Origin of the sequence: Gordonia otitidis (assembly GCF_020735545.1) — a bacterium.
GTDB lineage: Bacteria > Actinomycetota > Actinomycetes > Mycobacteriales > Mycobacteriaceae > Gordonia > Gordonia otitidis.
On the sequence record NZ_CP085974.1, the window covers coordinates 3,605,857 to 3,632,484 of the forward strand.

Here is a 26,628-nt window from a genome sequence, read left to right on the forward strand (position 1 = left end):
TCGTCGAGCGATCGTCGGGTCCTCCTAGGAGAAGACAATGCCCAAGCCCACCAAGGGTGCCCGCCTCGGCGGGTCGGCCAGCCACCAGAAGGCGATGTTGGCGAATCTCGCCACCTCGCTCTTCGAGCACGGCCGCATCACCACCACCGAAGCCAAGGCCAAGCGCCTGCGTCCGTACGCGGAGAAGATCATCACCCACGCCAAGGCCGGCAAGCTGGCCAACCGCCGTGAGGTGATGAAGGACATCCGCGACAAGGACGTCGTGCACACACTGTTCGCCGAGATCGGCCCGTTCTTCGCGGACCGTCCGGGCGGCTACACGCGCATCATCAAGACGCTGCCACGCAAGGGCGACAACGCCCCGATGGCCGTGATCGAGCTGGTGCGTGAGAACACCGCCTCGACCGAGGCCACCCGCGCAACGCGTGCGGCCGCGTCGAAGAAGGCTGCTGCCGACAAGGCCACCGCGCCCGCCGAGGCGGAGAACGTGGTCGAGGCCGTGACCGACGAGGCCACGCCTGCCGAGGTCGAGAACGCCGAGGCCGTTGCCGAGGCAGTCGACGACGAGTCGACCGCCGCGACTGCGCCGGAGGCCGAGGCCGCCGACGCCGACGTCGACGGTGACAAGGCTGACGGTGACAAGGCTGACGACAAGTAGGTCGGACGGCTGAACACGCCAGACACGAACGGACCCGCCACCATTGCCGGTGGCGGGTCCGTTCGTCTGCGTTTCGACGTCGGTTACGACGGAACGGATTTCGCGGGCTGGGCACGGCAGGTTGCTCAGCGTACGGTGTGCGAGACGCTCGAGACGACGCTGTCGACGGTCCTGCGGGTGCCGGTCCGCCTGACCGTCGCGGGCAGGACAGATGCCGGCGTGCACGCCACCGGGCAGGTCGCGCATGCCGACGTCCCGGCGTCGGCGCTCGACACCCGCTCGATCGGCGGCGATCCGTCGCGGCTCGTCGGCAGACTGGCCAAGATGCTGCCCGACGACGTGCGGATCAAGGACGCCTCAAGCGTCAGCCGGCATTTCGACGCCCGGTTCTCGGCGCTGCGGCGTCACTACCGTTACCGGCTCACCGACGCGGTGTTCGGTGCCGATCCTGTCGTCGCACGCACCACTGCCGCGTGGCGTCGACCGCTCGACGTCGATGCCATGAACGCGGCAGCATCCGCGTTGGTGGGGCTCAACGATTTCGCCGCATTCTGTCGTCGCCGCGAGGGCGCGACGACGATCCGCGATCTCCAGCGGTTCGAGTGGACCCGTGATGCCGACGGCGTGCTGATCGCTGAGGTGAGCGCAGATGCGTTCTGCTGGTCGATGGTGCGGTCGCTCGTGGGTGCCGTCGCGTCTGTCGGCGACGGTAGGCGCGATATCGAGTGGTGTCGCGGGCTACTGGATCAGCGCGAACGCAGCGCTGCCGTACCCGTCGCCGAGGCGCGCGGGCTGTGCCTCGTGGGCGTCGACTACCCGCCGGTCGAGGAGTTGGCGGCGCGCAACGAGATCACCCGTGATGTGCGGGTCACGGCAACCGACGGAACGCACGAGTGCTGTGGCGGATAAGCGACGACGGTGGTAGGCGCTGTCGCGACTCTCGCCCGCGTCGGCCGCGCAGAGGAGCACTACGCCTGATAGGCGAGTGATTGCGCGTACTCGACGCGAGCCATCAGGTCTCCGATTGCTGCTGCGGAGGCCACCGGGATCGCGGTCGTGTAGGTGAGATTTCCCGCCGCCACGGAGACCTGGACGAGACCGATGGTGCGGTCTTCCTTCACCAGCAGGAACAGCAGACCGAGTCCGCAGAACAGGACTGCGGTGATCACTGCCACGATGATGGCCCACTGCGGGATCTCGCGCGTGGTGCGCGAGAGGTCGACGAAGCTCCAGCGTGACCCCCGGACCGGCGCACTGCCCACAGGTGTGAAGACCTGTGCATGTGTGCACGCGATATCGCCGATCGACACCAGAATGGGGCCGTCGATGGCTGGTGTCGCCGCATAGTCGCCCGGCGCCGGGGTCGGCGGCATCTCGAAGGCGCCCTGGGACGGGCGGAACGACGGATCGGGCGGCGGAGGCGGGCTGGTCACGGCACCATGGTCGCACAGCGAGCGCGGAGTGAGGCTCGACTCATGACTGGAGTTTGTACCCGTTCGAGTCGCGGACGCTGCCGGTGAACATCATGATCGCGTCGATCAACACCCAGACGCTGAGTCCCGCGAGGATGAAGAGCCCGATGAGGAAGAAGGACGTGATCCAGCCGATGATCAGCAGCACCAGTTGGGTGACACCGATGGCGGTGTAGCCGAGGTAGAAGCGGCCCGCCCCGAATCCGCCCAGGAACAACTGCAGCAGACCGGCCGCCACCTTGGACTTGTTCGACAGGGGTTCGCCGGTGAACGGGTCGCGGCCGAAAGGTGCCATCGGGTCGACTGCACCCGGGTATCCCGCCGCCAGGTATCCGCCCTGGGGCCCGTAACCGACAGGACCCTGGCCCGCCCCGTAGCCCGGCGCCCCGTAGCCCGGCGCACCGTAGCTGGGGCCGAAGTATGCGGACGAGTCGGCAGTGCGGTGCTCGTAGGGCAGTGGCAGGGACTGTTCACCCGCCGGTGAGGGTCCGAACGGGGAGGGGGAACCGTAGGGCTGACCTTGTGCTGGGTCGTGGTTCGTATTGTCGGGATAACTCATGGCGCTCATCCTCGCATGTGTGTCCGACACATGTCCCGCCGCAGCGGGTCCTGTCCACGCGAACGTCGTTCGCGCGGACGACGTCACGTGGCGCTGCGCTCGTCGTCGATCGCGTCGAAGACAGCCTCTACTGTCTGCTCGTCGCCGACGATGTCCGCGCTCTTGCGTCCCTCGCTCATCAACCTGCGCCAGACCTGTGAGTCGAACTCCATGGGTTGGTGTCGTTCGAGAAAGTCCATGACCACCTGTACGAATCGCTCGGGGTCGTCGTGGAAGGGGAAGTGGCCGGAACCATGGAACGTCGACAACTCGCTGTGGCCGATGGCCGAATTCGCGATCAGCGCGTGCTCATACGGGATGACGGTGTCGTCGTCGCCCCAGACGATCAGAACCGGCAGGTACTCGGTCAGGTAACACCGGTCGAGCATCGTGACCGATTGACCGCGCCAGTCCACGACAGCGCGCAGGGTCCGCAGAAACGCCGCCGACGCGGTAGGGGCCGACAGATCGCCGAGGACCCGAAGGAGATCCTCGTGATCGTTGAGCATGCGCTTGGGTGACAGCCCGCGTGGGAGGTCGGGAAGCCCGGGCGGTGTCGGGGCCGCGGCGATCGCGGTTGCCCCGAGACGCAGGGTGGCCAGGGCTCCCGGAACGCGCAGCGCGGTCAGTGCCCCGTTGACCAGCGGCAGTGTCACCAGACGCAAGGCGGGATTGACCTCGCGACTGACGCCGCCGGCGGCGACAAGCACCAGGCGCTCGACGAAACGGGGGAACTGATAGCAGAACTGCATTGCCACGCCACCGCCGAGCGAGTGACCGACGACGGTGACCTTGTTGATGCCGAGTACGACGAGGAGGTCGCGCATACCGTTCGCGAATGCCGGGACGGAATAGTCGGCGCGCGGTTTGTCGGAGCGACCGTGTCCGAGCAGATCCGGCGCGATGACCGTGTAGTGCTGGGCGAGCATCGGGATCACTTCGTTCCACGTCGACGAGTTGTCGCCTATCCCGTGGATGAGAAGGAGTGCTGGTCCGTTCCCCGCGATCCGGTAGGCCCGCCGATAGCCGTGGATGGTCTTGTACTCGACGCGGACCTCGGTGTCGGAGACCGGACGCAGATTGGCCGACGATGTCGCGCCGGACCGTGTGACTCCGACGATTCTGGTCGGGGCTTCTGGCACGTCTACTCCTCGAGTGATCACATCGGCGTGATTGGACTGGCGGCATGTGACCACAACGCCTTTTCCCTATCGAGTTAACACCCGATGGGTGCAGTCTGCCCACCATGTTGCAGCGAGTTAACGTCAGCGCAAACGAGTGGGCTCGCCCACATCGGACGCGCGGAACCGTGGCTAGGCTTGCGGGCAATGAATCCGTTCGACATCGACGCATTCCTCACCACGGGCGGACTCGTCGGGCTGTGCGTGTTGATATTCGTCGAAACCGGCCTGCTCATCGGCTTCGTGTTCCCTGGTGACTCGATCCTCTTCACTGCGGGGGTGTTCGCCGCCCAGCCCCAGCCGTTCGCCCCGTTGTGGCTGCTGTGTGTGGTGGTTCCGATCGCGGCGATGCTCGGTGACCAGTGTGGATTCCTGATCGGACGACGACTCGGCCGGGGCGTTCTGGAGGGACGGGTCATGCGCACGATCGGTCCGGCCTACGTCGAACGGACACACAGGTACTTCGACCGCTTCGGGCCCCTCACGGTGTTCTTCGGCCGGTTCATCGGCATCGTGCGCACCGTGACGCCAGTCGTTACGGGCTTCAGCGGAATGCGTCATTCCGTGTTCACTCTGTTCAGCGTCATGGGCAGCATCGTCTGGGCGGCAGGCATCATCGTCCTGGGCTACTTCCTCGGTTCCGTGCCACTCATTCGCGATCACTTCGAACTCATCATCATCGCGTCGGTGCTCACTGTCGTGATCCCGACCATCGTCGAGGCGTACCGACGCTGGCGTTCGGTGCGTCGGGGCGCCGCACGCACCGGGGCCCGCACCGAGCCCCGCGATCCCGCCGGACCGGCCGAACTCGACAGCCGGCGCGGCGAATAGTCGGCGACGAGCAGTCGGCGGTGGTCGGCGGCGTCAGGATTGTTTACACGTTTGTTCGTCGCAAACGGGAAAAATCCGACAGAATGACTTATCCACAGGCATGCGTCGAGGTGTCGCCGCCGGTATCGGTACATGGCAACATCTCCCGCACAACGCAACCGAGGTCGGCGGCGGAGCAGGTGGATCGGTGTTTCACACACGGAGGACACAGGGGGATGCGCGGGGATATGTCAGTGCAACACAGCAGCATTGAGCGCGGCGAGATCGGTCGGGACGGAGCCGCGGAAGCGGAGATTCCCGCAGCGTTTCGCATGTCCTCTGCGCGATCCCGTTCGGGCGGTATCTCGGTTGTCACCACGCCACAGGGGCTGCCGACGCGGGTCCGCATCGAGCGTTCGCAACTCACCAAGCAACCGCAGGCACTGGCCGACGAGATCCTGCGGGTCTGTCGACAGTCCGCTATGGCTGCCGGAATTCGTTGGCGCGAGGAGCTTCTCGATGCGGGCGCGCCGAGGGACGTCGTCGACGCGATGGGCCTGCCCACCGCCGAGGACCTCGCTCGCGTCGAGTACCGCGACGACGAGCACGACGATGCTCCCGCCTCGTGGCTGCGTCGAGCGTGAGAGGGCGTCGATGACCGGGGCGATGGATGAGCTCGAGGCGCGGGCGCGCGCACAACTCGATCGTCTCGCCGACTTCGGTGACGAACTCGCCGGTCTGCGAGCCCGGGTGACCTCGCCGGACGGCTTGGTGACCGCCGAAGCCGACGGCAGCGGGGCACTCACGGGCCTGTGGTTCGCCGACGGGGCGAACGAGTTGGGCGAAGACCGCTTGGGTGAGAAGGTCGTTGCGACCGCAGCTCTCGCGGCGCAACGTGTATTCGCCAGGCGCGCAGCACTCATCGAGAATTTCACGTCGTCATTCGGCGAGCAGGTCGGACGTCGTTGACTCGGCACACGACCCGACCCGATCAAGTCGATGGAACCTTCCGGGACGAGCATGCGTCAGAATCTCGAATCTCCGGACATCGCAGACCTGCAAGCAACGATTCGACGACCGACACAGGGGAGCGCACATGGGCAACGTCACGGTGACACCTGAAGTGCTGGAGGGCTTTGCGGCCACCAATGCGGCAATCGGCACGGCCGTCAGCGCGGCGGGCGCGATCGACGCCGCGGCGAACACGACCGCCATGATCGGGGTTTTCGGGTTGATCGGCCAGGAGTTCCTCGCTGCCTTCATCACCGCGCAGGCCAACCACCTGTTCTCCGTCGGAAGTCTCGCTGCGGTGCACGCGTCGACGGCAGCGACGACACTGGCGGCGCTCGGGGAGTTCGACGCTCACGACGGGTCGAACGCAGCAACAATACGGTCGGCGCTGTGACGTCGCCGCAACCGGCGCCCACGGGCGCCCACGGGGGCGGATCGTCGGGTACCTCGGGTGCAACGGCGCCTGGGTTCGACGACATGTCGATCCGCGACATGATCGACGCGACCCCGCTCGGCCCCATCCTCGATCGTCCGGTCGGAGAAGTACTCGCAGGACTCGGGCTGCCGCCGATTCCGCAGATCCCCGCCCTGCCGCCGATGCCGGGGCTGCCCCCGTTGCCGACGATCGACATCGGCATGTTGCTGAAACCGATGACTGATCTTCTGGGAGGTTTCGGGACCGGTGATCTGTCGGGTGCGCCCTTCGATCCGTCGATGATCTTCTCCGCGCTGTCCACTGTTCTCGACACCGCGATGTCAACGGCCACAGAAGCACTCGGAGTACTGGATGGCCTGTGGACGGGTGCGGCCTCGCTGGGTGCGGCGACCAAGACCGCCGAGGCGAGCACCAACAGTGCTGCCCTCTCGACGCAGGGCGGGGTGATGTCGATCGACATCCAGGCTGCCGCGGCGATCGTCGCGGCCGGTCTCGCGACAGTTCAGGGCATCATCGCGGCGACGGTCGGCAAGATCGCGGTTCTCGGCCCCGGACTGGCGACACCGCTCGGGCAGGGTGCTGCGGTCGGTTTCGCTACGGAGGGGTTGGCGGAGGCGACTGCGGCTGTTGCGGTGACCAGAGCCCAATTGCTGGGCCCGACAACACAGATGATCGCCAATGGCGCGCCGGTCAAGGTCACGAGCCCGCCGACGGCAGCGACGACGTCAGCTGCGCAGTCACCGTTCGCGCTGGCCGGATCCATCCTGGAGGCCCTGACACCCCTGGTCGGCTCGGCCACCGAGCTTCCCGCCGCACTGATGAGCCCCGTCAGCGAGATGTTGAGTGTGCACCCCGGCGACGATCTGGCAGTTGCGCACCCTGCCGGCGTGGCGGTAGGCGGCGATCCCGATCTCTCCGGTCCGGGAGGGGTCTCGGGCAATGCCGCGGTCGCGCCGGCGGGACTCGCCGGTGGCGGGGGAGCGGGTGTCGGTGGGATGGGTATCGGAGGCTTGGGCAGCGCTGCTGCTCCGCTCGGGGCCGCACGTTCGGCGATGTCCGCGGGCCACGGACTCACCGAACCGGCATCGCTGACGCCGTCGCAGCCGACCCGTGCGACCGTCGCGTCCACGACCCCGGTTCCCGCCTCGATGGCGCCGATGATGGCCGCGGGCGCCGCGCGGGGCGCCGCAGAGGCCACCGGACAGCACGAGATCCCCGACTTTCTGGTCACCGAAGAACACGGTCAGCAGGTGGTGGGCGAATCACCCGTGGTCGCGCCACCGGTCCTCGGTGGCCAACCGACGTCGGCCGACTCACCGCCACCCGATATCGAACTGCGGCTGCTGTGGGAGCCAGCGCCCGAAGCCGCGGATACGACGCACTGACCTCAGGCCGGTAGACCAGCCGTTCGCGAACACCATTCCATCGCCAGGAGGCGCACCGTGGTTGATCCCACACTCAGCGTAGAACCCGATGAACTCAACTCGGCTGCAGCCGATCTCGATCGTCTCGCCGATCGGCTGGAACGGACCATCGGCACCGCGACAGTGCGGACGACGGTGACCGCTGCCGGTTGCGACGAGGTGTCGACCAGCGTCGCCAACTCTTTTACCAGTGTTGCGAGAGCATTCGACGACGATGCGGCGACCGGTGTACTGGAACTGCGCAAACTCGCGGCCACGCTGCGACTCCAGGCGACACGCGTCGTCGACGTCGACGACGCAGCCGCCGGCGGACTGCGCACCTGAACCCGCCGACATCTGGCTGCGCACCTCTCGCGAGGCGCGCTGCACACTCATTCGTCATCGCGGATTGCCCCTGCCACCGAGAAAGGAGACTGCAGTGACCGGTTTCACCGGTGTCGTATGGCACGCACGTACCACCGACCGACTCGCCGCCGATCTCGCCTCCGGTGTGGGCCCCGCATCTCTGGTGGACGCAGGTGTCGCCTGGGCAGTCGTCGCCGCGGAGTTGGCCGAAGTTGCTGTCGATTACGTGGATGTGCTCGATCGCATCCGAAACTCGTGGCAGTCGACGAATGCGCACGCCGCGCTCGATCAGCTCGAGACACTGGGTCGCTGGATGAGCGATGTCGCGGAGGACGCGACGGTGAATGCGGTACGCGCAGAGGAACAGAGTGCAGCGGCGGCCGTTGCCCGGTTGTCGATGCCCGCCACCGCGGAGGTCGAGCTCGTCGACGGACTTCACGACCTCGCGCGGTCGGTGAGTGCCGTCGCACCGATGATCAGTGGTGCCGCAGCTCATGCCGAGCGCGCTCGACACGATCAGCGTATGCGTGCGGCTCGCGTGATGGAGGCCTACGAACAGGCGGCGACACCGGCGGCTCGACAGTGGCACGTCGAGCATCGGGCACCGTTGCTGGTCTCCGACGCAGCCCTGCACGCCGAGCGGGCGGCGGCTGCGGGGTCGAACGGCACATCCGACCGTGCGGGCCGGAGTACTCCTCAGTCCGCAGCGTCTGCGGTGGTGAACGGGGGAGTCGTCCCCGTCGTGCCTCCCGGGATTCCGTCACAGATCAGGGCCGGATATGCCGCCACCACACTCGCTTCTGCAACGCAGGCTGTCGTCCCCGCAGCGGCAGCGCATGCGCAACCCCTCAAGCCGCCGGAGCCGACACCACCACCCATGGCGTCGATGGCCGGTGCGACCTCCGACCACCGTGCCGCGCCGCGGGCGAGCGCGATCCCACGGGAGGTCGCGACCGAGGAACGCACATGCTGTGCGAGCATCACCCGCGATCTACCAGCGACGTGGGCCGACCTCGGCGTGGCTGCGACATCGCGAGTGGAGCTGACCGTCGACGTCGAATCCGGCTCGCCGACAATCGATCCCGCATATCTCGACCAGGCGCTCCGGTTGGGGGAGGTGCCCACCCGATGATCTGGACGGCTGCGCGCGGAGGGCAAGTGGAGGTGGCGACGCTCCGTCGAGTGGGTGCGAGGCTCGGGGTCGCCTGTTGGCCGGTGGTTCTGGACATGCTCGAGGTCGACGACGACGCGTATCGCGCGAGTCGCACGGACGCTGCGGCCGACGTACGGATCGCCGAACTCGGAATCATCGACGACGTCGACGATCCCGTCCCGTGGCTCGCGGCGGCGCTGCGGGTTCTCGGCTGTCCCGATCATGAACTCGAGATCCGGACTTTCACCGAATCCGGCACGATACGTGCATGTCTCGCGACCTGCGGCGACGAACACGTGTTCGCGGTGCGAATCGACGACACCGTCGAGATCAGCGTCGTGGAACTCCGCGACGTCGCGGACGTTTGCGCGGTGGTTCGTAAACACTGCACACGAATGGCGGACAACGGGTCGGTTGATTCGGAGAGTCGTCCTAGCGCGGCGCTCCGGTTCGCTGCGCTTGCATGTCCGTGTGACGAGCTCGCCGATCGGCTCGGGCGGTGTCGGCGCACAGACGATGTCACGCACGCACTCACGCGCTTGGGTATGTCGTCGGCCGACGCGGGGACGGTGGCACGCGCCCTCTCCGACGTCGTTCGACGGACGGAGATCGTCGCTGTCTCCCACCGTGACGGCCTGCACACCCAGTCCCCAGGGGCACTCGGCATCATCGACACCTCCCGAGGTCGAATTGTCGCCGGGCCCAGTAGATCTCCCGACGGCAGGGTGTGGACCACGCTGTCGCCGGGATCGGGTCACCGTATCGGGCAGGCTGTCGGTCTGCTCATCGAGACCCTTCCCGACGGTGCGTGGTTCCGGTGAGTGCCGGGCACATCGTCGGGGACACGACACCGGAACCGATTCCGGCCGTCGTGAACACCATCGGTATCTGATCCGCGGATACCGCACGGCACCGTGAGTCGGTGCTCGACCACAGGAGGATTCCAGATGCTCAATCTCGGTGACGGCGGCGCAGGCGCGGTCAAGGTCGATGTCGAATCGGCAATGGCCACCACCAAGTCGGTGGCCGGAATCGTCGGCGACATGCAGGAGACCATCGGACGTATCGCGCGTGCGTCCTCGAACGGCGCGGCCACGTGGCAGGGCAAGGCGTCGACGGCCTTCACGGACACCCACGCCGATTGGAACTCATCCGCGTTGGTGCTGCACAACGCACTCGACGACATCCGCAACAAGCTCAGCAGCGGCTTCGCGGGCTACGAGGACAACGACGGACAGATCGCAGGCGGGTTCCAACCCGGGGGCGTACGCCTCTGAGTGTCACAGCCACCGAGTCGTCCATTCGCAATCAATTCATCCGCAATCAATTCATCCGCAACCACAATCATTCTCAATCATGTTCACGCACAAGCCCATTCACGCTCGACGCCTCAGGGTTCGAGCCCGTCAGAACGGAATCCGGTCATGGGAAACATCGAATACAACTTCGCCAGCCTCGGGGACCTCAGCGGCAACCTCCAGGCCGAGTTCGGTCGTCTGAGCGACCTCGCCGACGAACTCAAGCGCCAGATGCACTCGCTCGACTCGAGTTGGTCGTCCACGACGGCCAAGGTGGCCTACGAAGAGGCACAGGCGAACTGGGATCGTGTCTTCCTCCAGTCACGCGATCACCTGCTCGGACTGCACCGCGGGGTGCAGAACGCCTCGAACACCATGTCGGAACTCGACGGAGCGATCGGGCGTGGTTTCGGCTCGATCTGAGCCACGAGTCCGGCTGCTCGCGGTGTGGGTCGTTCGGGAGGAACACCCACACCGCGGCACGGGTCCTCGTCGGTCGTAGCGGCGCATGTCGGTGAGGTCATCGGCCGCTGCGGCCGTCGGTTAGAGTCATCGGACGCGCAGTCGATGGGAGGACACTGGTGTCGGCCGAAGGTTCCAAGAAGGCGATTCTCGCGGCACTCGCCGCCAACGCAGGCATCGCAGTGGCCAAGTTCGTCGGCTTCGCGATCACGGGATCGTCGTCGATGCTCGCCGAAGGTGTGCACTCGGTGGCCGACACCAGCAATCAGGGCCTGTTGTTGCTCGGTCAGAAGCGTGCGAGTCAGGAAGCCGATCAACTGCATCCGTTCGGCTACGGGCGCGCGCGGTACTTCTATTCGTTCGTCGTGGCGCTCGTGATCTTCACGCTTGGTTCGATGTTCGCAATCTACGAAGGCATCGAAAAGATTACCCACGCACACGATCACGGGCTCGAATCACCGATCGTCGCGATCGTGATCCTGCTCGTGGCCATCTGCCTGGAGGGTTACAGTTTCACCACCGCGATGCGGGAATCGCGGCCACTCAAGGGCCGTGCGTCGTGGTGGCGGTTCATCCGCACTTCGAGGAACCCGGAGCTTCCGGTTGTGTTGCTCGAAGACAGCGGTGCGCTGGTCGGCCTGCTCCTGGCACTGCTCGGCGTCGGCCTGACCATGCTCACCGGCAACGCGGTGTGGGATGGTGTCGGCACGCTTGCCATCGGGGTCCTGCTCGGCGTGATCGCCATCGTGCTGATCGTCGAGATGAAGAGCCTCCTCATCGGGGAGGGTGCGACAGTGGACGAGGAAATCGCGTTGCGCGGTGCGCTCGAATCCGACGGAGTCGACCGCGTGATCCACATGAAGACCCAGTATCTCGGGCCCGACGAACTCCTCGTTGCGGCCAAGATCGCGGTCCCCGCGGACACCGACCTCGTCGACGTCGCCCGGATCATCGACAATGCGGAGTCCCGGATTCGTACGGTCGTACCACAAGCCCGGATCATCTACCTCGAGCCCGATCTCGACCGGGGCACGCAGCCCCCGCGTACCGACACGTCTTCGCGTTAGTCCCTCACGCCACCGCCATTGTCGGTAGCGTGTGAATCCGCGATGACCGGAACCCCGGTTGCGCGAGCACGCCGTCGAGTCGGGGGATCACAAGTCGCTCCCACTCCGCATCGGTCGAGCACACGGACGATGTGTCGGCGTGTTGAGCCGACACTTGCTGACCAGACATGCAGGGAGAACCGCTGATGGCCAACGCATTCACGCGTACGAAGTCCGTCGAGCAGTCGATGGCAGACACCGACGAACCCGACCACAGGCTTCGCAAGGACCTGACGTGGCGGGACCTCATCGTCTTCGGCGTTTCGGTGGTGATCGGCGCCGGTATCTTCACGATCACTGTGTCGACCGCGGGCGACAAAGCGGGTCCAGCGATCTCACTGTCGTTCGTGATGGCTGCCATCACCTGTGCGCTGGCCGCCCTCTGCTACGCGGAGTTCGCATCGACGGTCCCCGTCGCGGGGTCCGCCTACACCTTCGGCTACGCAACCTTCGGCGAGTTCCTCGCCTGGATTCTGGGATGGGACCTGATCCTCGAGTTCGCGGTCGGTGCGGCAGTGGTGTCGAAGGGGTGGTCGAGCTACCTCGGAAGCGTGTTCGGGTTCTCCGGCGGCACAGTCGACGTGGGATCACACACCATCGACTGGGGCGCGATCCTCATCGTTGCCGCCGTGACAACGCTGCTCGCGCTCGGGACAAAGCTGTCATCCCGCGTCAGCGCAGTGATCACGGCCATCAAGGTCGGCGTCGTTCTGCTCGTCATCATCGTCGGCTTCTTCTACGTCAAGACCGCCAACTACACCCCGTTCGTGCCTCCGGCAGAACATGCGGCAGGGGACAAGGCGTCCGTGGATTCGACGCTGTTCTCGCTGATGACCGGCGGTGGCGACACGTCCTACGGTTGGTACGGCGTTCTCGCGGCCGCCTCGATCGTGTTCTTCGCGTTCATCGGATTCGACGTCGTCGCCACCACGGCGGAGGAGACACGTAACCCCCGCAGGGACGTTCCGCGCGGCATTCTCGGCTCTCTGTTGATCGTCACCGTGCTCTATGTGCTGGTGACCATCGTCGTCACCGGTATGGCCAACTACAAGCAGCTGGCCAGCAGCGGAGGCGACTCGAAGAACCTCGCCGACGTGTTCGCACTGAACGGTGTCACCTGGGCGGAGAAGGTGATCGCCGTCGGAGCACTCGCCGGCCTGACGACGGTCGTCATGGTGCTGATGCTCGGTCAGTCGCGCGTTGCCTTCGCGATGTGCCGTGACGGGCTTCTCCCGCGCGGCCTGGCCAAGACCAACCCGCAGTTCGGAACGCCTGCACGATTGACGGTGCTGATCGGCGTCGTCGTCGCCGTCGTCGCGGGATTCTTCCCGATCAACAAACTCGAGGAAATGGTCAACGTCGGCACACTGTTTGCCTTCATCGTCGTCGCCGCCGGTGTGCTCGTGCTGCGCAGGACCCGACCTGATCTCCCGCGCGGATTCACCGTTCCCGGCGGACCGATCATCCCCGTGCTCGCGATCCTCGCGTGCCTGTGGCTCATGTTGAACCTGTCGGCGCTGACGTGGATTCGATTCGTCATCTGGATGGTCATCGGCGTGCTGCTGTATCTGCTCTACGGAATGCGGCACTCCATGGTCGGTCGTCGGGAGCGCGGAGAGGTCAAGGGCGTCACCGACGACGCGACGCCGAACGGGTCGACTTCCGGGGAATCGGGAGAGACCGCCGAGGCAGCGTCTTCCGGTGACGCGCCACGCGGCGACGACCCGACGTCCCGAGCCTGAACGCCGCGCGCCGCTGCGCGCACGCGCCGACGATCCCTCGCTCGGTAGGGGGTAGACCACGCAGCCGCGGGTGGCCAGCCTCCGCCTACCGGTCAGGGTTAGATAGCCTCGTGGGTGGAACAACTCACTGCGCGCATCGCGTGCACGCACGGATGGGCCGAGGCGAGCCGCGGGCCCACCACCCTCACATACGCGGGTTCTCGAGGACGAGTGCCTCGGACGACGCCATCACGGACAAGGGGATGACATGACCATGGTGCAGAACGACGCACCGCAGGTGGACACCAAGAACGGCATCGATTTCAAGGTTGCCGACTTGTCGCTGGCCGAGTTCGGCCGCAAGGAGATCGGGCTCGCCGAGCACGAGATGCCAGGCCTGATGTCACTGCGCCGGGAGTACGCCGACGTGCAGCCGCTCAAGGGTGCGCGCATCTCGGGTTCTCTGCACATGACCGTGCAGACCGCAGTGCTGATCGAGACCCTCGTTTCGCTCGGTGCGCAGGTGCGCTGGGCGTCGTGCAACATCTTCTCCACGCAGGACCACGCTGCCGCCGCAATCGTCGTCGGCCCGCACGGCACCGTCGACGAGCCCAAGGGTGTGCCCGTCTTCGCGTGGAAGGGCGAGACCCTCGAGGAGTACTGGTGGGCTGCAGAACAAATGCTCACCTGGCCCGATGAGCCGGCCAACATGATCCTCGACGACGGTGGCGACGCCACGATGCTGGTGCTGCGTGGCGCACAGTTCGAGCAGGCAGGGGTGGTGCCGCCCGCAGAAGACGACGATCCGGCCGAGTACAAGGTGTTCCTCGAGTTGTTGCGCAACAGTTTCGCCGAGGACAAGACGAAGTGGACCACGATCGCCGAGTCGGTCAAGGGTGTCACCGAGGAGACCACCACCGGTGTTCTCCGGCTCTACCAGTTCGCGGCGGCGGGTGAGCTCGCATTCCCGGCCATCAACGTCAACGACTCGGTCACCAAGAGCAAGTTCGACAACAAATACGGCACCCGCCATTCGCTGATCGACGGCATCAACCGAGGCACCGACGTACTGATCGGCGGCAAAAAGGTCCTGATCTGTGGCTACGGCGACGTCGGCAAGGGATGCGCGGAATCGCTCGCAGGTCAGGGTGCTCGTGTGCAGGTCACCGAGATCGACCCGATCAATGCGTTGCAGGCTCTCATGGATGGTTTCGACGTCGTCACCGTCGAACAGGCGATCGGCGACGCCGACATCGTCGTCACGTCGACGGGCAACAAGGACATCATCCTGCTCGAGCACATGAAGAAGATGAAGAACCAGGCCATTTTGGGCAACATCGGGCACTTCGACAACGAGATCGACATGGCAGGCCTGGAGAACTCCGGTGCGAAGCGGATCAACATCAAGCCGCAGGTCGATCAGTGGGTGTTCGACGACGGTTCGTCGATCATCGTGCTGAGCGAGGGGCGACTGCTGAACCTCGGCAACGCGACCGGTCACCCGTCATTCGTGATGAGCAACAGCTTCTCCAACCAGGTGATCGCGCAGATCGAGCTGTGGACGAAGAACGACGAATACGACAACGAGGTCTACCGGCTGCCCAAGCATCTCGACGAGAAGGTCGCGAAGATCCACGTCGAAGCGCTCGGCGGCACTCTGACCAAACTCACCAAGGAGCAGGCCGAGTACATCAACGTCGATGTCGAAGGGCCGTACAAGCCTGAGCACTACCGCTACTGAGCGGCCGTTGCCACTGGTTTCAGGCGATCACGAGTAGGGGGTGTGGGCGACAGTGTCGCCCACACCCCCTACTCGTGTGATCCGTTCTCGACAGCCGGACGTCTTAACACCCCGGCTTTTCTCGACCCCGGTGTTTCCCGACCCCGCCGTATCTCGATCTATGTGCTGTACGAGGGTTGGGCGTTCGGGCAGAAGTACCACGTGCCCTGCTCGTTGCTGAACGATGCCTTGTCGGTGGTGGTCCGCGAGGTCTGACTGCCGTCGGTCAGGTGGGTTTCCACGATCGACTGCGCGACGTCGCCGCTGACCTGTACGCCTGAGACATTGTCGAGCACAACGGTGCCCGGTGCCCGGGGCGCACGGACCTGGTTGCGCAGACCCGTGCACGTGGCGGCTTTGATCTGGTTGAGGTCGCGGGAGTTGTAGGCGTCGATGTAGCGCTGCATCGCTGCCCGAACCGCTGCGGTCTGAGTTGCGTCGGCGGAAGCTCCCGACGGGTCGTCGTCTCCCTGACCCTGCCCTTGCTGACCGGAACCGTCAGGTGCCGTCTCGCCGGTGTCCTTCGGGGCGGCGGTGGTGGTCGCGACGGTCGACGAGGAATCGGCGACTGCCGACGACAATGCGACGAGCAGGACGGCGCCGAGGGCCACGATCGCGACGACACCTGCGGCGATGCCCGCGATCAGGAGACGGTTGGGTGTCGACCTACTGGTCTGCATGTGCACGAACGGTGAATCCCATCCCGGCAGCTGTCCGGACTGCTGCGGCGAAACGGGGTAGTGCGGCGTCTGGTAGTGCGGCGCGCGGACGTGCGGTGGTGGCGGAGCTGGGTAGGGTGCCTGCGACGACCCGGGATGAGGTGGCGCTTGCCGAGAGGGCGCCGCCCCCGGATGGGGAGGTGTTTCGGGATACCGCGCTGCGTCCGGCCGCGGGGCGGGCCGCTGGCACCCATCGCCCTCGACGGGCCCGGTCTGCGTCGGGTACTGCCACTGCATGGGCGTGCCGCGTCCCTGTGGGGGCGGGTAAGTCATGTCGCTCCTTGGCAGACGGTGTCAGTCGAGGTCGAGTTCGAGGTCGAGGTTAGCGAAGAGGTGACGGAATCCGACGCCGCGGTCATTCGGGAATGAGACGCGCCGCAAGGCGCGCAGGTTCCGTCGAATCCATGGAATCCGTGCCGACTTCGATCCAGGGTGTCATCCAGTTCTGTGCGGCCAGTTGCCGGTACACGGCATCGACGCGCGACTGCAGCTCGTCGTCGCGTTCGTAGGCGTCGCGCTGTCGGGAGGGGTCCGACGCCGCGCGTGCTCGCGCCCGCTCCATCGCGACGCTCGCGGGTACACCGAGGAGTACTTGCTTGTCGGGGACCGGGACGTCGAATCTGCCGAACTCGAGGTCGGCGACCCATCGCACGACATCACCTGCGGCATCCTGTCGCAACCGACCCGCGCTGTAGGCGGCATTCGACGCGACGTAACGGTCGAGGATCACGACGTCGACGTCGGCTACCGCCGCACGGATCTGCGCGGCGGCATCCGCGCGGTCGAGCGCGAACAGCAGTGCCATCGCATTCACGCTCGAGCGCAGGTCACCGTGTTCGCCGTGTAGGGCCTCCGCGGCGACGTCGGCGTAGACGGATGCCCCGTATCGCGGAAACGTGAAGGTCGCCACCGAGGCGCCGCGGCGCGCCAGATCGTCGACCAATCCCGTCACCAACGTGTTCTTTCCCGCACCGTCCAAGCCCTCGATCGCGATCAGCACACCCACGCACGCATGGTAGGCGGCGCGTCGGCGCGAATGCGCGAATCGCGCGTCGGCGCGTCAATCACGACGGTTCGATCACAGAAGTGTCACCATTGAAGCCATGAAGCCTCGCATCCTCGTAGTCGACGACGACGCCGCGCTAGCCGAGATGCTGACAATCGTGTTGCGCGGCGAAGGTTTCGAACCTTTCGTCGTCTCCGACGGAACTCAGGCGTTGACCGCGGTTCGAGAGGTTCGCCCCGACCTCGTCCTCCTCGATCTCATGCTTCCCGGCATGAACGGGATCGACGTCTGTCGGGTGCTGCGTGCCGACTCGGGTGTGCCGATCGTGATGCTGACCGCGAAGTCCGACACCGTCGACGTCGTGCTCGGACTCGAGTCCGGTGCAGACGACTACATGGTCAAGCCGTTCAAGCCGAAGGAGCTCGTCGCACGCGTGCGCGCCCGCCTACGCCGCAATGACGAGGAACCCGCGGAACTGTTGTCGATCGGACCCGTCGAGATCGACGTGCCCGCACACAAGGTCACGCGTGACGGCGTGCCCATCTCGTTGACCCCGCTCGAGTTCGATCTGTTGGTTGCCCTCGCCCGTAAGCCGCGACAGGTGTTCACCCGTGATGTGCTGCTCGAGCAGGTGTGGGGCTACCGCCATCCGGCGGACACTAGACTCGTCAACGTGCATGTCCAGCGTCTGCGCGCCAAGGTCGAGACAGACCCGGAGAATCCCGAGGTCGTCCTGACGGTGAGGGGGGTCGGCTACAAGGCCGGCCCGCCGTGATCGGTCGTTCCCGACGTCGCGTCAACAGCACGCTCGGCCGATTCACCCGGGCGGCAGGCGCCATCGGCCACAGGTTCGGCCGCATCTGGCGACGTTCCTTGCAGCTGCGCGTCGTCGTGTCGACGCTCGCGCTGTCCTTCGTGGTTCTGCTGATCCTCGGTTTTGTCCTGATGAGCCAGATCACCGACCGTCTGCTCGAAGTGAAACTGGGCGCTGCGACCGAGGAGGTCGAGCGCGCTCGCGTCGCCGTCGAACGTGACCTCGCCAGCGGCGACGGCAACACGTCGGTGCAGAACCGGCTTCGGCAGACGCGTTCACTGTTGACCGACCGCGACGTTGACACCAGCCAGACGTCGGGGACCGTCGGCACCTTCGACAGCGTGCTCATCGTCCCGAGGTCGGGCAGTGACGGCTCACAGTTCGGGGTCGGACCGATCTCGGAGATCCCGCGCAATCTGCGCGACATGGTGCAGGGCGGTCAGGTCGCCTACCAGTACTCGCGGGTGTCGGACGGTGCGGGCGGATCGATTCCGGCACTCGTCATCGGAACTCCCACCAACTCGTCGGTGCCGGGACTCGAGCTCTACCTGGTGTTCCCGCTCACGACCGAGCAGAACACAGTCGATCTGGTTCGCGGCACCCTGCTCACCGGTGGCGTGGTGCTGCTCGGACTGCTCGCCGCCATCGCGTGGCTGGTGTCCCGGCAGGCGGTGATGCCGGTGCGATCGGCGTCGAGAATTGCCGTACGCTTCGCCGACGGGCGCCTCAAGGAACGTATGCCGGTGCGGGGCGAGGACGACATGGCGCGATTGGCCATGTCGTTCAACGACATGGCCGAGAGCCTGTCCAAACAGATCACGCACCTCGAGGAGTTCGGCGGGCTGCAGCGACAGTTCACCTCGGACGTCAGCCACGAGTTGCGTACCCCGCTGACCACTGTCCGTATGGCCAGTGACGTCCTCTATGAAGGCCGTGAGGACCTCGACCCCGTCCGCAAGCGTTCCGTCGAACTACTCGACAAGGAACTCGACCGTTTCGAGACGCTGCTCAACGAACTCCTCGAGATCTCCCGACACGATGCGGGTATGGCCGAACTCGCCGCTGAACGGATGGACATGGCGATTCCGATCGACGGTGCGCTCGCGACGGTGTCGCATCTCGCCGCGGACACCGGCACCGAGATCATTCTCGACCTCCCGGCCGAGCCGGTCATCGCGGAGATCGATCCGCGACGCGTCGAACGCATCCTGCGCAATCTGCTCGCCAACGCCATCGACCACGGCGAACGCAAACCCGTCACACTCACCATGCGCTCCGACGGCGACGCTGTGGCGATCACGGTCCGCGACCAGGGCATCGGGCTACGGCCGGGCGAGGAGAAGCTGGTGTTCAACCGTTTCTGGCGGTCGGATCCGTCCAGGTTCCGACGGTCGGGCGGCACGGGCCTCGGTCTGGCGATCAGCATCGAAGACGCCAGGCTGCATCAGGGTCGCCTCGATGCGTGGGGCGAACCGGGTAAGGGTGCGTGCTTCCGGCTGACGATCCCGCTGGTGCGCGGACACAAGGTTCTCGGTAGTCCGCTACCGCTCAAACCGGTCGGTCAGTCGGTTCGCAGTCTGCCGCAGAAGGCGTCGAAACCGAGCGCGTCCAGACCCGACGAGACCAGCGGATCCGACGAGACCAGTGGCTCCGACGAGGCGCGCTCGCCGTCGGCGACCGCCGAGCTCCCGAGCGCCGGCGGGGGTGGCGAACCGGACGCCGCGACGAGCCCCGGTCCGGCGTCGGAGATCTCCGACGCCGACGATGGGGGGTCGCGGTGAGTGCGTACACCGGAGGTGCGTTGTCCGTCGTCGGGAGGGCGACACACCCGGAGTCGCACCGGCGACGAGGTGCTCGGCGCCTTGCCGCACTGGTCGGCGTGCTCGTGACCGCGATCGTGCTCGCGGCGTGTGGCGGTGTGCCGGACAATTCGTCCCCACAGCCCATCGAGTCGTTCAAACGGGAGGGGCCGACCAACGCGGTTCCTGTTCCGCAGTCCGACATGGACCCCGAGGCACTGGTGCGGGCATTCCTGGAGGCGACGGCGTCGCCGACCGACGGACACGCCGCTGCACGTCGGTTCCTCACCAAGCCGTCGTCGGAACAGTGGGACGAGCGAGGCGACTCGATCATCCTCGACGAGATCAACACGTTCGTCGATCAGCGCAGCCAGAACTCGGTGCGTATGCGACTGGTCGGCGACAACGTTGCAGTGCTCAAGTCGAACGGTCAACTGCTGCCTGCCAGCGGGCGCGTCGAGACGACCATCAGCCTCGTCCGCGACGGCGACCAATGGCTCATCGACGGCCCGCTGCCGAATGGTGCGATGATCGACAGGAGCCGATTCGTCGCGACCTACAGGTCGGTGTCGTTGTACTTCACCGACCGCACACATCAGCATCTGGTGTCCGACCCGCGCTGGTTCTACGGCAATCAGGACGCCGACCCGACGATCCTGCTGAACAGGCTGATCGCCGGACCCGCCGAGGACCTCGCCTCGGCCGTCGACAACGGCTTTCCGTCCGGCTCGGCGCTCCGCGGTCAAGCCGCACAGATTTCGGGCGGCGGTGTGCGCGTCGAACTCACCGGACTGGGCACACTGGGCGTGCGCGACCGGACGTCGCTGGCCGCACAGATCATCTGGACCCTGAATGCCGCAGACATCGGCGGGCCGTATGTGATCAATGCCGACGGCGCTCCACTCATCCCGGAACGGAGCGCAGGCTGGCAGCCCGCCGACGTGAAGTCGTTCGATCCGCTCTCGACGCCAAGCACCGACGTCGGTCTCAACATCGTCCGCGACGGTGCGCTGCTCAAGGTCACCGACACCGGGACCACCCCGTCGGGCGGTGACCTCGGCACCAGCCGTGACGTGCGGTCTGCCTCGATCTCGTCGGACGGCGACGCGGTGGCGGCGGTCGTCGCGGCGCGGGGCGGGGCAGGTCTGCAACTCGTGTCGGGACAATACGGCGGCCAGGTGTCCGAACTGGCCTCGGGGACGTCGATCACACGTCCGTCGTTCTCGGGCGCACACGAGAACGACACAGTGTGGGCGGTGATCGACGGTAAACCCGTGCGCGCGGTGCGGGACTCACAGAACTCGAGTGAGGTCGTGTCGACGGTCGATGCGTCCTCGCTCGCCACGGTTGCTCGTGGACCGATCACCGAACTCCAGGTGTCTCCCGACGGCGTCCGTGTCGCACTGATCGTCGGCGGTCAGGTGGTGCTCGCGGTCATAGCGAGCAACGAGGACGGACAGGTGGCGCTGGCCAACCCGCGGATCGCCGCGTACAACGTCGGCAACCAGGCGGTGTCGCTGGCCTGGGCGAACGCGGCAACGGTGATGATCGCCCGCGATGCGTCCGATTCGCCGATCGTGCAGCTGCCCATCAACGGGGCGTCGGCGTCTGGACTGATCAGTGGCAATGTGGCGCCTCCCGTGCGCGCCATCACCGCCGACGCGAGCACCGTGTACATCGGCGACCAGCGTGGAGTACTGCGACTCGGTGCTACCAACGGACAGCCCGATCAGTACTGGACCGAGGTCGAGCCGGCGATGTCGCCGACTGCGATTCCGGTTCTGCCATGATCATCACGGCCGCTGTCATGCGGCCGTGATGACCACGACGAGGTCGACGCTGACGCCGTGCTCGGCGAGAGTACGCACGGACTCGGCAGCCGTCGCACCGGTGGTCAGCACGTCGTCGACCAATATCGTCGTCGACGTCGATGCGCGGTCGGTGCGCGTGGGTGGCGACCGGATCGCCACGCGCCGCGAGAGATTCCGACGTCGGGCACGCGCGTCGAGCCCAGCGGAGTCACGACCTCCCGGCCTGATCGTCAACAACGGGCGCACACGGGTGCGTTCGCCCAACACGCGCGCTGCGCTGTCGGCGATCGCGGTGACGGTGTCGCCTCCGCGCCTGCGGGCCGCGAGCGGTCGCGTGGGGGCGGGAACCAGACACAGTCGGGTCGCGGGCGGAATCTCGCCCCAGCGCTGCAGCGTGAGCAGGGCCCGGGCGAGCGCATGGCCGAGGGGTTGCGCCAGGTCGCGTCTGCCGTGTTCTTTGAGTTCGATCACCGCGTTGCGGTGTGGACCGCGGTAGCGGCCGAGCGCCCACACGTCGGCCCCTACCGCGACCCGCGGGCGCAGCAGCAGTGGGTCGTCGGCGAGCAACTCGGCGCAGCGCGCGCACCAGCGCGAGTCGGGGGCGTCGCAGCCACCACAGGTGGTGGGGATCATGAGGTCGATGCCCGCGCGCACGACCGCTGCGATGTGCGCACCCACCGGTAATGACATGTCGTCGAGCATGTCGTGCGCCCGTGGGTCGATACGTCGACGTGCCGTATCTCGTTGCCGGACTGTGGATTCGTTCGACGTTGTGAACAAACTGTGCCGCAGCATCGTTGGGCCCTTGGTCCTGTGTTCGACACAACGCTGTGACAAGGAGTCGGAACGATGGCTAACAGGCAAACTTCCGACTACGGTCAAGGGTGCAGGAGGTAGCCGAGTCTCGGTACGGGAGGTGAAGCCCCTGACAGTGGTTGTCAGCCGCCGGTTGGCATGAACGAGTAGCCACTTCCCGACCCTCGTTGCCGCGAATCGCCAGGTGTTCCCCGCAAGTCACAGCGGAACCACTTCGCGCTCAACGGCTTTCGAATCACCGAGATCGTCTCACGCGGTTGATCCCGACGGAATTCCCTTCCGGGCGAGGATCAGCGTCGATGAGTCTCCATTCGACGGGATCGGGTGTTGGTAGCACACCAGGAGGTAGTCGAATGTCGCAAGTCGTCCATCGTAAGGGTCGCCGCGAACCAAAGGTCGGTGCAGTCACCGACGAGTACGACGCAGAATTCGCTTTTGTACGGCCCCCCGGAACAGTCGAGTCGGATGAGCCGGCCGATCCCAAAGCCACGGTCGTCTTCGCCGGGCGGAACGTCGAAATCCCCGAGCACTATCAGATCTACGTCCGCGACAAGATCGCGCGGCTCGAGAGGTTCGATCTCAACATCTACCGGTTCGACGTCGAACTCAATCACGAACGCAATCGTCGCCAGGCCAAGGCATGCGAGCAGGTGGAGATCACGGCCACCGGCAAGGGGCCTGTGGTTCGAGCCCAGGCATGTGCCGAGAACTTCTATGCGGCGTTCGAGGCCAGCTTCGACAAGGTCGAATCGCGTCTGCGGCGGGTCAAAGACCGTAAGCGGGTGCACCACGGCAACCGCAGGCCGCTGTCGGTGGCCGAGGCCACCGAGGTGGGCGCGCCGCCACTACGCGTCGATCAACTGACCGGCGACGGGGTTCCCGACCGGGACAACCTCGACGGTGCGCAGACCTGGGACGACGGTGTCGCCGACCACATGCCAGGGCAGATCGTGCGTGTGAAGGAACACCCGGCCGTCCCCATGACGGTCGACGACGCGCTCTACGAGATGGAACTGGTGGGGCACGACTTCTTCCTCTTCCACGACAAGGAAACCGATCAGGCGTCGGTGGTCTATCGCCGTCATGCCTTCGATTACGGACTGATCCGACTCGTCTGATCGAAAGTCTGGTCCGGTGCCCGCCAACCCATCCGGTGCACCGATCAGCCTCCCTTCAGGCGACGTCGCTACCATGGAATACGGCCTGCGTTCATGCACTCGCATGCACAGGCCGTATTTCGTGAGTAGTCGACATGAGTAAGGGACTCGATCCACGGTGCTGAACAAGCTGCTGCGCGTCGGCGAAGGCCGCATGGTCAAGCGACTCGATGCGATCGCTTCGCACGTCGAGGCGCTCGAAGACGAGATCGCATCGCTGTCCGATGACGAACTGCAGGCGAAGACCGGTGAGTTCAAGGACCGCGTCGCCGAGGGTGAGACGCTCGACGAACTGCTGCCGGAGGCGTTCGCGGTGGCCCGTGAAGCCGCATGGCGCGTTCTCGACCAGAAGCACTTCCACGTGCAGATCATGGGCGGCGCCGCACTGCACTACGGCAACATCGCCGAGATGAAGACCGGTGAGGGCAAGACCCTGACCTGTGTACTTCCCGCATACCTGAATGCGCTGTCGGGCGACGGCGTGCACGTCGTGACGGTCAACGACTACCTCGCCAAGCGCGACTCCGAGTGGATGGGCCGCGTGCACCGCTTCCTCGGGCTCGAGACAGCGGTGATCCTGACCGGAATGACCCCTGAGCAGCGCAAGGTGGCCTACGCCGCCGACATCACCTACGGCACCAACAACGAGTTCGGCTTCGACTACCTGCGCGACAACATGGCGCATTCGCTCGAAGAACTCGTGCAGCGCGGGCACAACTTCGCCGTTGTCGACGAGGTCGACTCGATTCTGGTGGACGAGGCGCGTACCCCGTTGATCATCTCGGGCCCTGCCGAGGGATCGAGCAAGTGGTACACCGAGTTCGCGCGGATCGCGCCGCTACTCGAGCGCGACGTGCACTACGAGGTCGACATCAAGAAGAAGACGATCGGCGTCCACGAGGCGGGTGTCGAATTCGTCGAGGATCAGCTCGGCATAGACAACCTGTACGAGGCCGCCAATTCGCCGCTCGTCAGCTACCTCAACAACGCGATCAAGGTCAAAGAACTCTTCCATCGCGACAAGGACTACATCGTTCGCAACGGCGACGTGCTCATCGTCGACGAGTTCACCGGTCGTGTGCTCGACGGACGACGCTTCAACGAGGGCCTGCACCAGGCGATCGAGGCCAAGGAAGGCGTCGAGATCAAGGCCGAGAACCAGACGCTCGCCACGATCACGCTGCAGAACTACTTCCGCATGTACGACAAGCTCTCGGGCATGACGGGCACCGCCGAGACCGAGGCCGCCGAGTTCGATCAGATCTACAAGCTCGGTGTGCTCCCGATCCCGACCAACAAGCCGATGATCCGTAAGGATCAGGGCGATCTGATCTACAAGACCGAAGAGGCGAAGTTCGCCGCCGTCGTCGACGACATCACCGAGCGTCACGAGATCGGCCAGCCGGTGCTGATCGGTACGACCAGCGTCGAGCGGTCGGAGTATCTCTCGCGTCAGCTCGCCAAGCGGGACGTCCCGCACAGCGTGCTCAACGCCAAGTTCCACGAGCAGGAAGCACAGATCGTCGCCGAGGCAGGCCGACTCGGTGCCGTCACCGTCGCCACCAACATGGCGGGCCGCGGAACCGACGTCGTGCTCGGCGGTAATCCCGACATCATCGCCGACACCCGGCTGCGCAAGGCGGGCCTCGACCCGGTCAACACCCCTGACGAGTACGAGGAGGCGTGGGAGGAAGCGATCACGCTCGCTCGCCGCGAGGCCGCGGAGGAAGCCGACGCGGTGCGCGAGGCGGGTGGTCTGTACGTGCTCGGCACCGAGCGCCACGAATCCCGTCGTATCGACAACCAGCTGCGTGGACGTTCCGGCCGTCAGGGTGACCCGGGCGAATCACGCTTCTACCTCTCGCTCGGCGACGAACTCATGCGCCGGTTCAACGGTGCCGCGCTCGAGACGATCATGAACCGCGTGAACCTGCCCGACGACGTCCCGATCGAGGCGAAGATGGTCACAAAGGCCATCCGCAGCGCGCAGACGCAGGTCGAGCAGCAGAACTTCGAGGTCCGTAAGAACGTCCTCAAGTACGACGAGGTGATGAACGAGCAGCGCAAGGTCATCTATGGCGAGCGCCGCACCATCCTCGAGGGCACCGAGCACCGCGAGCAGATCATGCAGATGATCGCGGAGGTCGTCGGGGCGTACGTCGACGGCGCGACCGCTGAGGGTTACGCCGAGGACTGGGATCTCGAGCAGCTGTGGACGGCGCTGCGCGCGCTGTACCCGACCGAGCTCGATCCGCGAGAAGTGATGGGCGAGAACGAGTTCGGCGAGCGCGACGACATCTCGGCCGAGGAGCTCAAAGAGATCCTCATCGAGGATGCGCAGAAGGCCTACGAGAAGCGTGAAGAGGAGATCACCGCCATCGGCGGAGAGGACGCCATGCGGCAGCTGGAGCGGACGATCCTGCTCAGCGTGCTCGACCGCAAGTGGCGCGATCACCTCTACGAGATGGACTACCTGCGTGAGGGCATCCACCTGCGTTCCATGGCGCAGCGCGACCCCGTGGTCGAGTACCAGCGCGAGGGATACGACATGTTCACGGGCATGCTCGAAGGTCTGAAGGAGGAAACTCTCCAGTACCTGTTCAATGTGCAGGTCCAGGCCGAGCCTGCTCCCACCGTGACCCCTGCGTCCGCAGCCGCGACAGCCGCGGCGGCGGCCGCCCGGCAGCCCGCGATGGCCGGTGCGACGGCGTCACAGAACGGTGCGGGATCACAGGGCGGCGCGGGTGACAACAACGAGGCGCCCGCGGCGTTGCGCGCCGTCGGTGTCGAGGCAGAGGCCGACGTCCCGATGACCTACTCCGGCCCCGATGAGGGCGGTGGCACGACGGTGCATTCGCAGGACGAGGAACTCGACGACCCGGCGTTGGTGTCCGCGTCGCGTCGGGAACGTCGGGCCGCGGCACGTGCGAGCGCGAAGCGTGAGGGCGCGAAGCCGCCGAAGTCGAAGCGACGCCGACGCTGACAAGGCGGGCGCCCCGCACGATCTGAAAGTCATGGGAACCGGACGGGCCTCGGCTGCGTCCGAGTTTC

26 protein-coding genes are annotated in these 26,628 nt (G+C 65.9%); 20 read left to right on the top strand and 6 right to left on the bottom strand.

All coding sequences use genetic code 11. From position 1 onward, the window contains the following. Positions 1–37: 37 nt before the first annotated feature. Entirely contained in the window at positions 38–658 is a 621-nt protein-coding gene (gene rplQ, locus LK459_RS16420) for a 50S ribosomal protein L17 (RefSeq protein WP_227919612.1), read from the top strand. A 9-nt stretch (positions 659–667) separates the two neighbouring features. After that, positions 668–1,567, top strand: a complete 900-nt coding sequence (truA, locus tag LK459_RS16425) for a tRNA pseudouridine(38-40) synthase TruA (protein WP_407648803.1) — start codon at positions 668–670, stop codon at positions 1,565–1,567. 59 nt (positions 1,568–1,626) lie between these two features. Here the strand turns inward: truA and LK459_RS16430 are convergent, their stop codons facing one another. The 3 genes from LK459_RS16430 to LK459_RS16440 all read right to left on the bottom strand — a co-directional run bounded on the left by LK459_RS16430 (position 1,627) and on the right by LK459_RS16440 (position 3,870). Continuing rightward, the gene (locus tag LK459_RS16430; protein WP_227919613.1) at positions 1,627–2,091 is read right to left on the bottom strand and encodes a hypothetical protein; all 465 of its coding nucleotides are present in this window, start codon (positions 2,089–2,091) and stop codon (positions 1,627–1,629) included. A gap of 40 nt (positions 2,092–2,131) precedes the next feature. Next, positions 2,132–2,689: a TM2 domain-containing protein gene (locus LK459_RS16435; RefSeq protein WP_227919614.1), complete on the bottom strand. Its 558-nt coding sequence runs from the start codon at positions 2,687–2,689 to the stop codon at positions 2,132–2,134. Positions 2,690–2,772: 83 nt separating this feature from the next. Further along, positions 2,773–3,870, bottom strand: a complete 1,098-nt coding sequence (locus tag LK459_RS16440) for an alpha/beta fold hydrolase (protein ID WP_407648604.1) — start codon at positions 3,868–3,870, stop codon at positions 2,773–2,775. Positions 3,871–4,056: 186 nt separating this feature from the next. On the opposite strand from LK459_RS16440, the gene LK459_RS16445 reads away from it, so the two are divergent. The 13 genes from LK459_RS16445 (at position 4,057) to ahcY (ending at position 15,416) form a co-directional block, all read left to right on the top strand. Next, positions 4,057–4,740 carry a DedA family protein gene (locus LK459_RS16445; protein ID WP_227919616.1) on the top strand — a complete coding sequence of 228 codons (684 nt, stop codon included), beginning with the start codon at positions 4,057–4,059 and terminating at the stop codon, positions 4,738–4,740. A 227-nt stretch (positions 4,741–4,967) separates the two neighbouring features. Next, positions 4,968–5,363, top strand: a complete 396-nt coding sequence (locus tag LK459_RS16450; RefSeq protein WP_227919617.1) for a hypothetical protein — start codon at positions 4,968–4,970, stop codon at positions 5,361–5,363. A 10-nt stretch (positions 5,364–5,373) separates the two neighbouring features. Further along, positions 5,374–5,688, top strand: a complete 315-nt coding sequence (locus LK459_RS16455; RefSeq protein WP_007237828.1) for a YbaB/EbfC family nucleoid-associated protein — start codon at positions 5,374–5,376, stop codon at positions 5,686–5,688. Between the two features lie 127 nt (positions 5,689–5,815). Next, positions 5,816–6,124 (top strand): type VII secretion target, encoded by a 309-nt coding sequence (locus LK459_RS16460; protein WP_007237827.1) that lies wholly within the window; start codon positions 5,816–5,818, stop codon positions 6,122–6,124. Next, positions 6,121–7,551 carry a hypothetical protein gene (locus LK459_RS16465; RefSeq protein WP_227919618.1) on the top strand — a complete coding sequence of 477 codons (1,431 nt, stop codon included), beginning with the start codon at positions 6,121–6,123 and terminating at the stop codon, positions 7,549–7,551. Before LK459_RS16460 ends, LK459_RS16465 begins: the two co-directional genes overlap by 4 nt. Before the next feature lie 57 nt (positions 7,552–7,608). Next, positions 7,609–7,914, top strand: coding sequence for a PE family protein (locus LK459_RS16470; protein WP_227919619.1), 306 nt, complete (start codon positions 7,609–7,611; stop codon positions 7,912–7,914). Between the two features lie 94 nt (positions 7,915–8,008). After that, entirely contained in the window at positions 8,009–9,067 is a 1,059-nt protein-coding gene (locus LK459_RS16475) for a PPE domain-containing protein (protein ID WP_227919620.1), read from the top strand. Next, positions 9,064–9,909: an ESX secretion-associated protein EspG gene (locus LK459_RS16480; protein WP_227919621.1), complete on the top strand. Its 846-nt coding sequence runs from the start codon at positions 9,064–9,066 to the stop codon at positions 9,907–9,909. The genes LK459_RS16475 and LK459_RS16480 overlap by 4 nt, the downstream gene beginning before the upstream one ends. 126 nt (positions 9,910–10,035) lie before the next feature. Continuing rightward, the gene (locus LK459_RS16485; protein ID WP_007238882.1) at positions 10,036–10,365 is read left to right on the top strand and encodes a WXG100 family type VII secretion target; all 330 of its coding nucleotides are present in this window, start codon (positions 10,036–10,038) and stop codon (positions 10,363–10,365) included. 147 nt (positions 10,366–10,512) lie between these two features. Next, positions 10,513–10,809, top strand: a complete 297-nt coding sequence (locus tag LK459_RS16490; RefSeq protein ID WP_227919622.1) for a WXG100 family type VII secretion target — start codon at positions 10,513–10,515, stop codon at positions 10,807–10,809. Positions 10,810–10,967: 158 nt separating this feature from the next. Further along, positions 10,968–11,915 (top strand): cation diffusion facilitator family transporter, encoded by a 948-nt coding sequence (locus LK459_RS16495; RefSeq protein ID WP_227919624.1) that lies wholly within the window; start codon positions 10,968–10,970, stop codon positions 11,913–11,915. A 185-nt stretch (positions 11,916–12,100) separates the two neighbouring features. After that, the gene (locus tag LK459_RS16500; RefSeq protein ID WP_227919625.1) at positions 12,101–13,696 is read left to right on the top strand and encodes an APC family permease; all 1,596 of its coding nucleotides are present in this window, start codon (positions 12,101–12,103) and stop codon (positions 13,694–13,696) included. Positions 13,697–13,943: 247 nt separating this feature from the next. Beyond that, on the top strand, positions 13,944–15,416 hold the full coding sequence (gene ahcY / locus LK459_RS16505; RefSeq protein ID WP_007238886.1) for an adenosylhomocysteinase: 1,473 nt from the start codon (positions 13,944–13,946) through the stop codon (positions 15,414–15,416). Positions 15,417–15,574: 158 nt separating this feature from the next. On the opposite strand, the gene LK459_RS16510 is transcribed toward ahcY, so the two are convergent. Both LK459_RS16510 and LK459_RS16515 read right to left on the bottom strand, forming a co-directional pair. Next, a complete protein-coding gene (locus LK459_RS16510; RefSeq protein WP_227919626.1) occupies positions 15,575–16,447 on the bottom strand; it encodes an Rv0361 family membrane protein in 873 nt (290 codons plus the stop codon). A gap of 82 nt (positions 16,448–16,529) precedes the next feature. Continuing rightward, positions 16,530–17,180, bottom strand: a complete 651-nt coding sequence (locus LK459_RS16515; protein WP_227919627.1) for a dTMP kinase — start codon at positions 17,178–17,180, stop codon at positions 16,530–16,532. A 97-nt stretch (positions 17,181–17,277) separates the two neighbouring features. Between LK459_RS16515 and mtrA the strand changes: the two genes are divergently transcribed. Genes mtrA through lpqB form a run of 3 tightly spaced genes read left to right on the top strand, consistent with a single transcriptional unit; the run spans position 17,278 to position 21,583 of the window. Then, the gene (gene mtrA, locus LK459_RS16520) at positions 17,278–17,955 is read left to right on the top strand and encodes an MtrAB system response regulator MtrA (RefSeq protein ID WP_005170551.1); all 678 of its coding nucleotides are present in this window, start codon (positions 17,278–17,280) and stop codon (positions 17,953–17,955) included. After that, positions 17,952–19,775: an MtrAB system histidine kinase MtrB gene (gene mtrB, locus LK459_RS16525; RefSeq protein ID WP_322590788.1), complete on the top strand. Its 1,824-nt coding sequence runs from the start codon at positions 17,952–17,954 to the stop codon at positions 19,773–19,775. Before mtrA ends, mtrB begins: the two co-directional genes overlap by 4 nt. Before the next feature lie 20 nt (positions 19,776–19,795). Then, positions 19,796–21,583 carry an MtrAB system accessory lipoprotein LpqB gene (gene lpqB, locus LK459_RS16530; RefSeq protein ID WP_407648804.1) on the top strand — a complete coding sequence of 596 codons (1,788 nt, stop codon included), beginning with the start codon at positions 19,796–19,798 and terminating at the stop codon, positions 21,581–21,583. Between the two features lie 15 nt (positions 21,584–21,598). Here lpqB and LK459_RS16535 read toward each other — a convergent pair whose 3' ends face one another. After that, on the bottom strand, positions 21,599–22,306 hold the full coding sequence (locus LK459_RS16535; RefSeq protein WP_407648805.1) for a ComF family protein: 708 nt from the start codon (positions 22,304–22,306) through the stop codon (positions 21,599–21,601). Positions 22,307–22,773: 467 nt separating this feature from the next. On the opposite strand from LK459_RS16535, the gene hpf reads away from it, so the two are divergent. Next, positions 22,774–23,538 carry a ribosome hibernation-promoting factor, HPF/YfiA family gene (gene hpf, locus LK459_RS16540; RefSeq protein ID WP_007237804.1) on the top strand — a complete coding sequence of 255 codons (765 nt, stop codon included), beginning with the start codon at positions 22,774–22,776 and terminating at the stop codon, positions 23,536–23,538. Positions 23,539–23,695: 157 nt separating this feature from the next. Beyond that, positions 23,696–26,560: a preprotein translocase subunit SecA gene (secA, locus tag LK459_RS16545; protein WP_007237805.1), complete on the top strand. Its 2,865-nt coding sequence runs from the start codon at positions 23,696–23,698 to the stop codon at positions 26,558–26,560. Positions 26,561–26,628: the final 68 nt, after the last annotated feature.